This window comes from Massilia sp. (assembly GCF_032106685.1).
Lineage (GTDB): Bacteria > Pseudomonadota > Gammaproteobacteria > Burkholderiales > Burkholderiaceae_D > Telluria.
Genome location: NZ_DAMCPG010000003.1, coordinates 96,646 through 109,464 on the forward strand (window position 1 = coordinate 96,646; position 12,819 = coordinate 109,464).

A 12,819-nucleotide genomic window follows, 5' to 3' on the forward strand; every position below is an offset into this window, starting at 1 on the left:
TTGCCGTAGGGTGGGTTCTCGAACCCACGCGGTACGGCATATGGTCCGTCGAAACGTCACCGTCCAGCGCCGCTAGGCCCGCGTGCCGGGCCTGACGGATCACACATCGGTGCGCATACGTTCGACGGCGTGGGTTCGAGAACCCACCCTACGAAACCAGTTTTACGGCACCACCGACGCCGCCCGCTTCAGGCAGCGCAGCGTGAAGGTCGAGCGCGTGTGCTTCACGCCCGGCAGCCGGTACAGCTTCTGGCGCAGGAAGCGCTCATAGCCCTCGGTGCCCGACACGGCCACCTTGATCAGGTAGTCGTACTCCCCCGACAACAGGTAAGCCTCCATCACCTCCGGCAGCTCGGCCAGCGCGTCCGAGAAAGCCTGGAAGATCTCGTCGTCGTGGCGGTCGACCGTGACCTCGATGATCACCGTGTCCGGCAGGCCGAGCGCGCGCTGGTCGAGCACGGCGGCGTAGTTGCCGATGTGCCCCGATTCCTCGAGCGCCTTGACCCGGTGCCAGCACGGCGTGGGCGACAGGTTCACCGTCTCCGCCAGCTTCTGGTTGCTGATGCGCCCGTCGCGCGCGAGGGTGCGCAGTATCTTGCGGTCGATCTCGTCGAGCACGCCATCCTTCATCGCAGGTCTTTCCTTGCAAAATAAGTAAGCAGACAGATAGTTCTTCTACATTTTAGCTCAACCATGGAAGACCCTTCGGCCTACCGTGCAAATGCACCATGCATACGAAAGAATATTTTTTGTGCGGCACAGTAAAATCCATGCTTCCCAGTCAAGCACAGCACTGCACCGCAAGCGCGGGCCGACGATGGCCCGGCTTTACGGCGGCGCAGCATTCCCGTTTTTGGAGTTTTCGTGTCAGAAGCAGTATCCCGCGGCGGTAGTGCGTATCGCGACGATCCTTTCGCAGCCGAGCTGCCGCTCATGTTCGCCGCCCCGGCCCTGTTCGCCGCCAACCTGATCGTGGCGCGCTGGGCCGAAAGCGCCGGCATCCCGCCGGTCTTCCTCGCCTTCGGCCGCTGGGCCCTGGCCTTCGCCATCCTGCTGCCCACCGTCGGCCCGCGCCTGTGGGCGCTGCGCGGCGTGCTGCTGGCGAACTGGCCGCGCGTCCTGCTGCTCGCCGGTCTCGGCATGGGCATGGCGGTCGCGCCGCAGTACATCGGCGCGCGCCATACCAGCGCGGCCAACATCGCGATCATCTTCGCGGCCTGCCCTGCCCTGGTGACGCTGATCGAAACCCTGGTGTGGAAGGCGCCCCTGCACAAGCGCCAGGCCGGCGGCATGCTGCTGGCGATCGCCGGCGCCCTGCTGGTGCTGTCGAAAGGCGACCTGGCGGCCCTCGGCAGCCTGCAGTTCGGCCAGGGCGACCCCTGGGTGATCGCCGCCGCCTGCGGCTGGGCGCTGTACACCGTGCTCGGACGGCGCATGCCACTGCCGCCGCTACCGGCCACCGTCAAGCTGGCCAGCCTGATCGCGGGCGGCGCCCTGGTGCTGGCCCCGTTCGCGGCGCTGGAGGCATTCACCGGCACGGTGCCGGACTTCGGCGACCCGCGCCTGTACGCGGCCCTGGCCTTCCTGGCCGTGGTGCCGAGCCTGGGCGCCTATTTCTGCTTTGACCGTCTTGTGTCGATCGCCGGCCCGGCGCGCGCCAGCATGTCGCTCTACCTGATCCCGCTGTTCGCCACCCTGGCCGCCTGGCCGCTGCTGGGAGAGGCGCCGCGGCTCTACCACGCGGCCGGCTTCGGCTTCATCCTGGCCGGGGTCGTGTTTTCCAGCATGCGCAGGCGCTAGAAAAGCATACCGGGCGCATGGGTGCGCGGGGCGAAAACAAGCCCCTTCGTCTATAATGAACGACCCATCGCACCGATTGTAATGCGCGCCTGAATGCCTTTCGATCTCAACAAGCACCTCCCTAAACCGGGTCAACGTTTCGTCCTGCCGGCCCTTGCCGGTTCCTCCGACGCCTATGCGCTCGCCCTTGCCGGCCTCGCGTTCAAGGCAAACCAGCAGATGCTCACCGTCATCGTGGCGAATGCCAGCGACGGCCAGCGCCTGCAGGACGAGATCGCCTGGTTCGCCGACGGCAAGCTGGCCTGCCACCTGCTGCCGGACTGGGAAACCCTGCCCTACGACGCCTTCTCGCCGCACCAGGACCTGGTGTCCGAGCGCCTGGCGACCCTGCACGAGATCCAGAACGGCCAGTGCGACGTGCTGGTCGTGCCCGCGTCGACCGCGCTGGTGCGCCTGGCCCCGCCGTCCTTTCTCGCCGCCTACACCTTCTTCTTCCGCCAGGGCGAGCGCCTGGACGAAGCGAAGCTCAAGTCGCAGCTGACCCTGGCCGGCTACACCCACGTGTCGCAGGTGATGTCGCCCGGCGAGTACTCGGTGCGCGGCGGCCTGATCGACCTGTTCCCGATGGGCTCCGCCCTGCCCTACCGGCTCGACCTGTTCGGCGACGAGATCGAGACCATCCGCACCTTCGATGCCGACACCCAGCGCTCGCTGTACCCGGTGAAGGAAGTGCGGCTGCTGCCGGGGCGCGAATTCCCGATGGACGAAGGGGCACGCACCGCCTTCCGCGGCCGCTGGCGCGAGCGCTTCGAGGGCGATCCCTCGCGCTCGCCGATCTACCGCGACATCGGCAACGGCATCGCCTCGGCCGGCATCGAATACTACCTGCCGCTGTTTTTCGAAGAGACGGCGACCCTGTTCGACTACCTGCCGAAGGACAGCCCGCTGGCCATGGTCGGCGACATCGAGGCCGCGATCGGGCGCTTCTGGTTCGACACCGAATCGCGCTACCGCTTCCTGAAGAGCGACCGCGAACGCCCGATCCTCGAGCCGGCCGAACTCTTCCTCGGCGCCGAGCAGTTCTTCACCTGCGCCAAGCCGCACGGGCGCTGGAACATCGGGCGCGAGGCCAACCCGGCCGCGTCCGAACTGTCCGCGCCGGTTCCCGACATCGCCGTCAACCGGCGCCTGGACGACCCGCTGGCCAACCTGCGCGCCTACCTGGCGCGGACGAACTGCCGCGTGATGATCTGCGCCGACTCCAACGGCCGCCGCGAAACCCTGCAGCAGTACTTCAACGAGTACAAGCTCGAGGTCGCGCCGGTCGAAGGCTTCGAAGGCCTGCGCGCCAGCGATGCGAAAGTGGTGCTGGGCGTGGCGCCGCTGCAGGCCGGCTTCGAACTGTTCGAGCAGGCGAGCGGTTGCCTGGCCTTCGTCACCGAGACCGAGCTGTATGCGGGCTCCGGCCGGCGCGCCGGCAAGAAGAAGCAGGAAGCGACGAGCCAGGTCGAATCGATGGTGCGCGACCTGTCGGAGCTGAAGATCGGCGACCCGGTGGTGCACATCAACCACGGCATCGGCCGCTACATGGGCCTGATGAGCATGGACTTGGGCGAAGGCGAGACCGAGTTCCTGCACCTGGAGTACGCCAAAGAGTCGAAACTCTATGTGCCGGTCTCGCAATTGCACGTCATTTCAAGGTACTCGGGCACGTCCCCGGAGGACGCCCCCTTGCACGCCCTCGGCTCCGGCCAGTGGGACAAGGCCAAGAGAAAAGCCGCCGAGCAGGTGCGCGACACCGCCGCCGAGCTGTTGAACCTGTACGCCCGCCGCGCCGCGCGCACCGGCCACGCCTTCGAATACTCCGCCACCGACTACGAGAACTTCGCCCAGAGCTTCGGCTTCGACGAGACCCCGGACCAGGCGGAGGCGATCAACAACGTGATCCGCGACATGACCTCGGGGCGGCCGATGGACCGCCTGGTCTGCGGCGACGTCGGCTTCGGCAAGACCGAGGTCGCGCTGCGCGCCGCCTTCATCGCCGTCATGGGCGGCAAGCAGGTGGCGATCCTGGCGCCGACCACGCTGCTGGCCGAGCAGCACGCCCAGACCTTCGCCGACCGCTTCGCCGACTGGCCGGTGCGCATCGCGGAGCTGTCGCGCTTCCGGACCGGCAAGGAAATCAACAATGCGATCAGGGGCATGGCCGACGGCACGCTCGACATCGTGATCGGCACCCACAAGCTGTTGTCGCCGGACGTGAAGTTCACCCGCCTGGGCCTGGTCATCATCGACGAGGAGCACCGCTTCGGCGTGCGCCAGAAGGAGGCCCTGAAGGCCCTGCGCGCGGAAGTCGACGTGCTGACCCTGACCGCGACGCCGATCCCGCGCACGCTCGGCATGGCCCTGGAAGGCCTGCGCGACTTTTCCATCATCGCCACCGCGCCCCAGAAGCGCCTGGCGATCAAGACCTTCGTGCGCAGCGAGGACGGCTCGGTGATCCGCGAAGCCTGCCTGCGCGAACTGAAGCGCGGCGGCCAGATCTACTTCCTGCACAACGAGGTCGAGACAATCGAGAACCGCCACGCGATGCTGCGCGAGCTCCTGCCCGAGGCGCGCATCGGCATCGCCCACGGCCAGATGCACGAGCGCGACCTGGAAAAGGTGATGCGCGACTTCGTGGCCCAGCGCTTCAACATCCTGCTGTGCACGACCATCATCGAGACCGGCATCGACGTGCCGACCGCGAACACGATCATCATGCACCGCGCCGACAAATTCGGCCTGGCCCAGCTGCACCAGCTGCGCGGGCGCGTCGGCCGCTCGCACCACCAGGCCTATGCCTACCTGCTGGTGAACGACGTCTCGAACCTGACCAAGCAGGCGCAGCGCCGCCTGGACGCGATCCAGGCCATGGAGGAACTGGGCAGCGGCTTCTACCTCGCCATGCACGACCTGGAAATCCGCGGCGCCGGCGAAGTGCTGGGCGAGAACCAGTCCGGCGAGATGCTGGAGGTCGGCTTCCAGCTGTATTCGGACATGCTGAACGAGGCGGTGCGCGCGCTCAAGGCCGGCAAGGAGCCGGACCTGGCCGCGCCCCTGTCGTCGACCACCGAGATCAACCTGCACTGCCCGGCCCTGCTGCCGGCCGACTTCTGCGGCGACGTCCACGAGCGCCTGTCGATCTACAAGCGCCTGGCCAACTGCGAGACCCAGGCGCGCATCGACGACATGCAGGAAGAGCTGATCGACCGCTTCGGCAAACTGCCGGAGCCGGTCAAGGCGCTGATCGAGACCCACCGCCTGCGCATCGCGGCGAAGGAGGTCGGCATCGTCAAGATCGACGCCCACGGCGAAGCGGCCAGCCTGCAGTTCATGGAACAGCCGCCGATCGACCCGATCAGGATCATCACGCTGATCCAGAAGAACCGCCACGTCAAGCTGGCCGGCCAGGACAAGCTGCGCATCACCGCCAGCATGCCGGACCTGGCGACGCGCGTGACGCAGGTGAAGCAAACGATCAAACAACTGCTGGCATAAAGGTTTTGAATAGCATGACGATGAATCTGGTATTGCAGGGGCCGAACGCGGCGCTGGGACACCTGGCCGCGCTCGGCGCGCAGGCGCGGCCGACGCGCGTGGTGGCGCTGTCGCCGCACGCGGTGCGTTGCGAGGGCGTGCAGGCGGCGCCCGAGGTCGTCCAGCAGCTGCAGACCCAGGCCATGGTGCTGGGCGTGGACGCCACCTTCATCGAGGCCGGCCGCACCCTGCGCGACTTCGGCCTGGTCGCGATGGACATGGACTCGACCCTGATCACGATCGAGTGCATCGACGAGATCGCCGACATGCAGGGCCTGAAGCCCCGGGTCGCCGAGATCACGGAAAGCGCGATGCGCGGCGAACTCGATTTCGCGGCCAGCCTGGCGCGCCGCGTGGCCCTGCTCGAGGGGCTGGAAGCGTCGAGCCTGGAACGCGTCTATGAAGAACGCCTGCGCCTGTCGATGGGCGCGGAAAGCATGCTGGCCGCGGTGCGTGCGGCCGGCCTGAAGACGCTCCTGGTGTCGGGCGGCTTCACCTTCTTCACCGAGCGCCTGCAGCGGCGCCTGGGCCTGGACTACGCGCACGCCAACGTGCTCGAGATCGAGAACGGCCGGCTCACGGGCCGCGTGGTCGGCGGCATCGTCGACGCCGACGAAAAGATGCGCACCGTGCAGCGCGTCTGCGACGACATCGGCATCGACCCGCGCCAGGCCATCGTCATGGGCGACGGCGCCAACGACCTCAAGATGATGGGCATCGCCGGCCTGTCGGTCGCCTTCCGCGCCAAGCCGGTGGTGCGCGCCCAGGCCGACGTGGCCCTCAACTTCAGCGGGCTGGACGGCGTGCTGGCGGTGCTGGGCTGAAACGCGTCTCGCGGCCGGCGCGGCATGCGGACCGCGCGCGCCGACGTCTGCACCTTGCGAAATAAAATTTCATGGACTTCCGTTCGATGAAATTTTATTTCACCGTCTTCCTGGGGGCCAAGCCTCCGGTCCCTCTTCTCGGCTTGCCAGGCATCCCCCTTCTTTGCATTCAGCAATGAATTGCCTGAACGCAAGCTCAATCTCATCAATTTCTGCGCCAGCGCAAACGCCTTGCCGAGCTTCTCTTGAGTCGCCCGCGGCGGCGATTTAGATTGGACAGGTAGCCATCGCTCGCCTGTCGCGGTCCCGGTACCGCCCATTTTTTGATGGAGCCAAGGTATGCACGCCCCCCCGCCTCGCCCGTCCGCCGATCACGGCCGCGTCCGTCCCACGCGCCGCCAGTTCCTGCGCGCCGGTCCCCTGATCGCGGCCAGCCTCGCCGCTCCCGCGCTGCCGGCGGCGGCCCAGAGCGCCGCCGGCCCCGGCGAACGCTGGTGCGCCACCTGGGGCACGGCCCCGGCCGGCCCGCCGCCCGCCGCCAGCGTGCAGAGCTTCACCAGCCAGACGCTGCGCCTGGTGGTGCGCACCAGCATCGGCGGCTCGCGCGTGCGTGTCCGGCTTTCCAACGAGATGGGCAGCACGGCGCTGCGCATCGGCGCCGCCAGCGTCGCCCTGCGCGCCTCGGGCGCCGGCGTGATCCAGTCCACCCAGCGCCAGCTCAGCTTCGGCGGCCAGTCGGCGATCACCATCCCGGCCGGCGCGCCGGCGCTGTCCGACCCGGTCGAGTTCGCCCTCCCGGCCCAGGCCGACCTGGCCATCAGCCTCTACCTGCCGGGCGCCGCCGAGGCCACCACCCTCCACAACACCGCGCTGCAGACCGGCTACGTGTCGCCGGCCGGCGACTATACCTCCACCGTGGCGATGCCGGTCTCGCGCTCGGTCTCCTACTGGCCCTTCCTGACCGAGGTCGACGTCGCCGCCGCCGTCCCGGCGCTGGTCGCGCTCGGCGACTCGCTGACCGACGGCGTCGGCAGCATCGGCAATACCAACCGGCGCTGGACCGACTACCTGGCGCGGCGCCTGCAATCGGCCCTGGGCGCAGGCGGGCGCATCGGCGTGGTCAACCGCGGCTTGAGCGGCAACCTGATGCTCAGCGACTACGCGACCGCGCTGACGGCCGGACGCGACACGCTCGAGCGCTTCGACCGCGACGTGCTGGCGACCTGCGGCGTGCGCTACCTGTCGGTCTTCATCGGCATCAACGACATCTGCTACAGCCCGGGCGCGAACCCGATTCCGGTGGCCGACCTGGTCGCCGGCTACCGCCAATTGATCGCACGCGCCCGCGCGCGCGAAATCACGGTCATCGGCGCCACCCTGCCGCCCATGGAAGGCTTCAAGTACTACACCAGCGCGCGCGAGGCAGTGCGCCGCGCGGCCAACGACTGGATCCGCGGCAGCGGCGAATTCGACGCCGTGACCGACGTCGAGCTGGCCCTGCGCGACCCCGACTCTCCCGGGCGCATCCTGCCCGCCTACGACAGCAACGACCACCTGCACCCGAACGACGCCGGCTACCAGGCGATCGCCAACGCCTTCCCGCTCGCGCCTTTTGTGTCGGCCACCACACCGCCGCTCGAGTTCAGCTACCGCTAAGCGGCCATGACCGGGGGACCTGTAACAAGCTGTAATTCCACGCCAAAATGGACAACCATAAACTATCATGGCGGCATCAGGAGGACCGTCATGAAAAAACTCATCGTCATTACCGCTGCATTGGCGGCGCTTACGGGCTGCGCCACGCAGTACCCCGGGCCGGCCAACTATGGCACCCGCGGCTACGCCCAGGCCGCCGATCCGGACGGGTGGCAAGTCGTCTCGGTGACGCCGGTGCCGCTGGGCACGGGCGCGCGTGCCGGCGACGCCGGTGTCGTGACCAGCTCGCCGGTCGTCGTCAATCCGGCGCCCAGCAACCCGGTGTACGTGACGCAGCCGGCGTATTCGGCGTATCCGGCTTACCCAGTCTATGGGTCGCCGGCGCCGGTCGTCGTGCAGGACCCGTACTGGTATCCGCCGGTCTCGCTCGGACTGGGCTTCAGCTTCGGCCGCAGCTGGGGCGGTCACCATCATCATGCGCGTCCGCGCTACCACCGTCGCTGACCGCGCGTGCGCGTGCGGGCGGCTTTGCCGCCTTGCGCTTGCACCAGAACAGGGAGGCCGCACCGTCCGTGCGGCCTTTTTTTCGCGCAAAAATACGCCTGTTTGCTTACCTGTTTCTTACTGTTTGCCTACGTAAAAATATTTAGTTTGCATGGTGCGACGCGTCACAGCAATCGTTTGCTGTTGGCCAATTGCTAACCTACAATGATTTGTCGATCGCGCCTCGGCGGTGCTTTTCCGCCTCGCGGCCCGGCGTACGGCAAGACTAAAAAACCACTACGGAGACAGCAAATGAATTTCAGCATGAAAGCATTGGTTGCAGGTGTAGCATTGGGTTTCTCGATGTCGGGCATGGCCGCCGAGCCGATCAAGATCGGCGTGACCGGACCGTTCACGGGCGGTTCGGCACCGATGGGCGTATCGATGCGTGACGGCGTCAAGCTGGCGGTCCAGGAGATCAATGCCAAGGGCGGCGTGCTGAGACGGCAATTGCAGATGGTCGAGCGCGACGACGAGGCCAAGCCCGAGCGCGGCGTGCAGATCGCCCAGGAGCTGATCAACAAGGAACGCGTCGCCGCCACCGTCGGCTACATCAATACCACCGTGGCCCTGGCCTCGCAGCGCTTCTACCAGAACGCGAAGATCCCGGTGATGAACAACGTCGCCACCGGCTCCGTCATCACCAAGCAGTTCGCCAACCAGCCGGACAACTACATCTTCCGCAACTCCGCCAGCGACACCATCCAGTCCGCGATGATCGTCGAGGAAGCCGTGACCCGCCGCGGCTTCAAGAAGGTCGCCATCCTGGCCGACTCCACCAGCTACGGCCAGCTCGGCCGCGAAGACCTGGAGAAGGCGCTGGAGCAGAAAGGCATCAAGCCCGTCGCCGTCGAAAAATACAACCTGAAGGACGTCGACATGACGCCCCAGCTGCTCAAGGCCAAGCAGGCCGGCGCCGACGTGGTGCTCACCTACGGCATCGGCCCCGAGCTGGCCCAGATCGCCAACGGCATGGAAAAGCTGAACTGGAAGGTGCCGATGATCGGCAGCTGGACCCTGGCCATGGCCAACTTCATCGACAACGCCGGCAAGAACTCGGAAGGCACGCGCATGCCGCAGACCTTCATCCAGGAAGGCGACACCGCTCGCCGCAAGGCCTTCATCGACGCCTACGTCAAGGCCTACAATCCGCCGGGCGGCCGCATGCCGTCGGCCGTCTCCGCCGCCCAGGGCTACGACTCGGTCTACCTGCTGGCCGCCGCCATGAAGCAGGCCGGCAGCACCGAAGGGCCGAAAGTGAAGGCCGCGCTGGAAAACCTGAACGAGAAGGTCGAGGGCGTGGTCACCACCTACAACAAGCCCTACAGCAAAACCGACCACGAAGCGATCAACTTCGAGAACACCCGCTTCGGCGAAGTGCGCGGCGGACGCGTCGTCCTGGCCAAGTAAGGCCGAGGCAGCGCCGCATCGTCACGCTAACGTAGCACGGCCGGCCCCGGCTTCGGGGCCGGCCGGGGACGCGCCGTATCCGCCGCGCCGTCCTGCGTTCGGTTTCAGTCTCGCTTTCTGTCGACCGGCGGCGCGCGCGCCGCCCCACGGGTGAACATCATGGAAATTCTTCTGCAGCTGGTCTTCAGCGGGATCGCGCTCGGCATGATCTATGCCGTCATCGCATTCGGCTACCAATTAACCTTCGCCACCTCGGGCACCCTGAACTTCGGCCAGGGCGAGGCCCTGATGCTGGGCGCCCTGGTGGGCCTCAGCCTGGTGGGCAACATCCACGGCGGCCCCTACATGAGCTACTGGCTCATGATCCCGCTGGTGATCCTGTTCGGCGCGGCCCAGGGCGCCTTCGTCGAATGGATCGGCGTGCGTCCCGCCATCAAGCTCAAAAGCGAGTTCGGCTGGATCATGTCGACCATCGCGCTGGCCATCATCTTCAAGAACATCGCCGAGAACATCTGGGGCAAGGAAGACATGCCCTTCCCCTCGCCGCTCGACTCGACGCCGTTCCAGGTGATGGGCGCCAACGTGCAGCCGATGCAGGTCGCGGTGATCGCCGGCGCCCTCCTCATCATGCTGGCGGTCGAGCTGTTCAACCGCAAGTCGATCTACGGCAAGGCCGTGGTCGCGACCTCGAACGACCGCGACGCCGCCGGCCTGATGGGCATTAACACCGGCCGCGTGATCACCTTCTCCTACGCGCTGTCCTCGGCGACCGCGGCCTTCGCCGGCGTGCTGGTCGCGCCCGTGACGCTGACCGGCGCCACCATGGGCGCCTCGCTCGGCCTGAAGGCCTTCGCGGTGGCGATCATCGGCGGCCTCACCTCGGGCATGGGCGCCATCGTCGGCGGCCTGATCATGGGCATCTCCGAGACCCTGGCCGGCTACTACATCTCGACCGGCTACAAGGACGTGCCGGCCCTGCTGCTCCTGCTGCTGGTGCTCGCCGTGAAGCCTTCCGGCCTGTTCGGCAAGGCCGCGATCAAGAAGGTCTGACCATGAACAAGAAGACCCTGCTCGCCTCCCTCGCCGGGATCGCCGTGCTGGCGGCCTTTCCGCTGGTCGTCACCAATCCCTACTACGTCCACCTGGTCGAGACCATCCTGATCTACGCGATCCTGCTGTTCGGGCTCGACATCGTGGTCGGCTACACCGGCCAGGTCTCGCTCGGCCACGCCGGCCTGTTCGGCATCGGTTCCTACGTCACGGCGGCGCTGATCATGCACTTCGGGACGCCCTGGTTCCTGGCGATCCCGGCCAGCATCCTCGGCACCGCCCTGTTCGGCGCCGTGCTGGCGCTGCCGGCGCTGCGCGTCACCGGCCCCTATCTGGCGATGGTGACCCTGGCCTTCGGCACCATCATCCAGATCCTGATCAACGAGATGTCCTTCGTCACGCAAGGGCCGATGGGCATCACCCTGACCAAGCCGAGCCTGTTCGGGCGCGAGCTGCACGAGACCGAATACTTCTACATGGTCGCGGTCTTCATGGTGGCCGCGCTGACCGTGGTGCACTTCCTGCTCAAGTCGCACTTCGGGCGCGCCTTCGAGGCGCTGCGCGACAGCCCGATCGCCTCCGACTGCATGGGGGTCTCGGTCTACCGCTACAAGGTGTATGCCTTCGTGATCAGCGCGGCCCTGGCCGGCCTGGCCGGCAGCCTGTATGCCTACTCCGAGCAGTACGTTTCGCCGAACACCTACAACTTCGAGCTGACCATCCTGTTCCTGCTGGCGGTGATCATGGGCGGGCGCAAGACCCGCACGGGTTCGATCATCGGCGCGATCATCGTCGTCATGCTGCCCAGCCTGCTGGCCGACATCGCGCTGTTCCGCCAGATCGCGCTCAGCGCCGCCATCCTCGGGGTGCTCGGCTCGGCGGTCGCCCTGGCGCGCCGCCGCACCACGGCGCGCCGGGTGCTGGTGCCGCTGGCCGCCACGGTCGGCCTGGCGGTCTGGTCCTACCGGATCGAGAACATGGTCGACTGGCGCCTGACCATCTTCGGCCTGATGACGCTGTTCGTCGTCTACTACCTGCAGGAAGGGATCGTCGGCTTCCTGCGCCAGCTGTTCGGGCGCCGCGTGGCGCACACCCGCGCGGTCGATGCCGACGGCGCCGCCGATCCGTTCGCCGGCATCCGCAAGGAATCGGACGGCGGCGACCTGCTGCGCGCAGAGAACATCCTGATGCAGTTCGGCGGCCTGAAGGCGCTGAACCAGGTCGACCTGGCCGTGGCGCGCGGCGCCGTGCACGGCCTGATCGGCCCCAACGGCTCGGGCAAGAGCACGATGATGAACGTCCTGACCGGCATCTACAAGCCGACCGCCGGCACCGTCGTGTTCGCGGGCGAGCGCATCACCGGCCGCTCGCCGTCCCAGATCGCGCTCGGCGGCGTGGCGCGCACCTTCCAGAACGTGCAGCTGTTCGGCGAGATGACCGCCACCGAGAACGTGCTGGTCGGCCTGCACCACAGCTTCCGCTCGAACGTGTTCGACGCCATGCTCAAGACCCCGCGCGTGCGGCGCGAAGAAGCGGCGGCGCGCAAGCGCGCGGCGGCGATCCTGGAATTCGTGGGCTTGTCGAACCTGGCCGACGAGGAGGCGCGCAACCTCCCCTACGGCAAGCAGCGCCTGCTCGAGATCGGCCGCGCGCTGGCGCTCGACCCGCGCCTGCTGCTGCTCGACGAACCGGCCGCCGGCCTGACCGCGCCCGACATCCGCGAGCTGATGGCGATCATCCGCAAGATCCGCGACCACGGCATCACCATCATCCTGATCGAGCACCACATGGACGTGGTGATGTCGATTTCCGACACCGTGACCGTGCTCGACTTCGGCCAGAAGATCGCCGAAGGCAGCCCGGCCAGCGTGCAGGCCGACCCGCGCGTCATCGAGGCCTACCTCGGCGGCGCCGCCGACACCACGCCGCCCGCCGCGGCCGCCATCTAGGAGACATC

Annotated in this window: 9 protein-coding genes; 8 read left to right on the forward strand and 1 reads right to left on the reverse strand. The window is 67.2% G+C overall.

Going from position 1 to position 12,819, the window contains the following annotated elements:
• Window positions 1–162: 162 nt before the first annotated feature.
• On the reverse strand, window positions 163–630 hold the full coding sequence (locus RT688_RS03385) for an Lrp/AsnC family transcriptional regulator (RefSeq protein WP_313703434.1): 468 nt from the start codon (window positions 628–630) through the stop codon (window positions 163–165).
• A 234-nt stretch (window positions 631–864) separates the two neighbouring features.
• Here RT688_RS03385 and RT688_RS03390 point away from each other — a divergent pair, with 234 nt between their 5' ends.
• The 8 genes from RT688_RS03390 (at window position 865) to RT688_RS03425 (ending at window position 12,811) form a co-directional block, all read left to right on the forward strand.
• Complete coding sequence (locus tag RT688_RS03390) at window positions 865–1,800, forward strand: DMT family transporter (RefSeq protein WP_313703435.1); 936 nt, start codon at window positions 865–867, stop codon at window positions 1,798–1,800.
• 93 nt (window positions 1,801–1,893) lie between these two features.
• Window positions 1,894–5,340, forward strand: a complete 3,447-nt coding sequence (mfd, locus tag RT688_RS03395) for a transcription-repair coupling factor (protein ID WP_313703436.1) — start codon at window positions 1,894–1,896, stop codon at window positions 5,338–5,340.
• A gap of 20 nt (window positions 5,341–5,360) precedes the next feature.
• Window positions 5,361–6,203 carry a phosphoserine phosphatase SerB gene (gene serB, locus RT688_RS03400; protein WP_313703437.1) on the forward strand — a complete coding sequence of 281 codons (843 nt, stop codon included), beginning with the start codon at window positions 5,361–5,363 and terminating at the stop codon, window positions 6,201–6,203.
• Window positions 6,204–6,542: 339 nt separating this feature from the next.
• The gene (locus RT688_RS03405) at window positions 6,543–7,859 is read left to right on the forward strand and encodes an SGNH/GDSL hydrolase family protein (protein WP_313703438.1); all 1,317 of its coding nucleotides are present in this window, start codon (window positions 6,543–6,545) and stop codon (window positions 7,857–7,859) included.
• A 90-nt stretch (window positions 7,860–7,949) separates the two neighbouring features.
• Entirely contained in the window at window positions 7,950–8,363 is a 414-nt protein-coding gene (locus RT688_RS03410; protein WP_313703439.1) for a hypothetical protein, read from the forward strand.
• Window positions 8,364–8,654: 291 nt separating this feature from the next.
• The gene (locus RT688_RS03415; protein ID WP_313703440.1) at window positions 8,655–9,812 is read left to right on the forward strand and encodes an ABC transporter substrate-binding protein; all 1,158 of its coding nucleotides are present in this window, start codon (window positions 8,655–8,657) and stop codon (window positions 9,810–9,812) included.
• 159 nt (window positions 9,813–9,971) lie between these two features.
• Entirely contained in the window at window positions 9,972–10,862 is an 891-nt protein-coding gene (locus tag RT688_RS03420) for a branched-chain amino acid ABC transporter permease (protein WP_313703441.1), read from the forward strand.
• Window positions 10,863–10,864: 2 nt separating this feature from the next.
• Window positions 10,865–12,811: a branched-chain amino acid ABC transporter ATP-binding protein/permease gene (locus tag RT688_RS03425; RefSeq protein WP_313703442.1), complete on the forward strand. Its 1,947-nt coding sequence runs from the start codon at window positions 10,865–10,867 to the stop codon at window positions 12,809–12,811.
• Window positions 12,812–12,819: the final 8 nt, after the last annotated feature.

Coding starts and splice junctions, on each gene's coding strand:
- RT688_RS03425 (WP_313703442.1), top strand. CDS start 10,865: ATGAACAAGAAGACCCTGCTCGCCTCCCTCGCCGGGATCGCCGTGCTG.
- serB (WP_313703437.1), top strand. CDS start 5,361: ATGAATCTGGTATTGCAGGGGCCGAACGCGGCGCTGGGACACCTGGCC.
- mfd (WP_313703436.1), top strand. CDS start 1,894: ATGCCTTTCGATCTCAACAAGCACCTCCCTAAACCGGGTCAACGTTTC.
- RT688_RS03385 (WP_313703434.1), bottom strand. CDS start 630: ATGAAGGATGGCGTGCTCGACGAGATCGACCGCAAGATACTGCGCACC.
- RT688_RS03420 (WP_313703441.1), top strand. CDS start 9,972: ATGGAAATTCTTCTGCAGCTGGTCTTCAGCGGGATCGCGCTCGGCATG.
- RT688_RS03405 (WP_313703438.1), top strand. CDS start 6,543: ATGCACGCCCCCCCGCCTCGCCCGTCCGCCGATCACGGCCGCGTCCGT.
- RT688_RS03410 (WP_313703439.1), top strand. CDS start 7,950: ATGAAAAAACTCATCGTCATTACCGCTGCATTGGCGGCGCTTACGGGC.
- RT688_RS03415 (WP_313703440.1), top strand. CDS start 8,655: ATGAATTTCAGCATGAAAGCATTGGTTGCAGGTGTAGCATTGGGTTTC.